Annotated in this window: 2 pseudogenes; both read right to left on the minus strand. The window is 69.0% G+C overall.

The features are described 5' to 3' along the window. Window positions 1-429, minus strand: a pseudogene (locus B2J89_RS21250) (PhoH family protein); the annotation flags it as partial. Between the two features lie 170 nt (window positions 430-599). Next, a pseudogene (locus tag B2J89_RS21255) lies at window positions 600-777 on the minus strand (peroxiredoxin); the annotation flags it as partial.

Consider the following 777-nt stretch of genomic DNA (forward strand, 5'->3'; position numbering starts at 1 on the left):
GAAGCGGAACAGGCAGGTGGGATCGTGCAGCAGCACGTTGGTGTCGAGCACGAAGAGCTTGGCGGGGCCCGTACCACGGGCCTTGCGGGCGCGCGAAGGCGCTGCGGCGGCAGCCATCGGGACAGCGGTGCGTGCCGCAGGCGCAGCCTTGGCCACGGCGGGCGCGGTGGCCGGTGCCGGAGCGCGTGCCTGCGCTGGCGCATCGGGGGTGTGGCGGGCCGTTTCTGCGCTGCGTGCCTTGGCGGTGACGGTGGCGGTTTTGCGCGCGGGTGCTCGCGCCATGGGGGCCGCTTGCGCGCTGGCCTCAGGCGCTGCGGGTGTGGGGCGGGCAGTGGCCTGTACCTGTGCGCCCGTGCGGCGGACAGGGGCTTCGTAGGCTTCGGGTGAGAGCAGGGCGGCGCGCCGGGTGGGGGCGGGGGGCAGGGGCATGGTGCAAGGCCTCGGACAGGTAGGTCTGGATAGCAAAAAGCCGCCTGGTGGCCCAGGCGGCTTGTGTGCAGGAGGAAGGCGTCACGCAGTTCAGCGGCATTGATCCATTATGCATGGCGCCTGAGACCGTTCGCGAGCACCTGTGGCGCGCTGGCCGCAGCCAGAGGAGGTCAGGCCGCTTTTTTCAGGGCGTTGAGGGACTTGACGGCCTTGAGCACTTCTTCGACGTGGCCTGGCACCTTGAGGCCGCGCCACTCGTGCGTCAGGATGCCTTCTTCGTTGACTAGGAAGGTGCTGCGCTCGATGCCCTTGACCTTCTTGCCGTACATGATCTTGTTCTTGACCACG

It is taken from the genome of Acidovorax sp. SRB_24 (assembly GCF_012931925.1).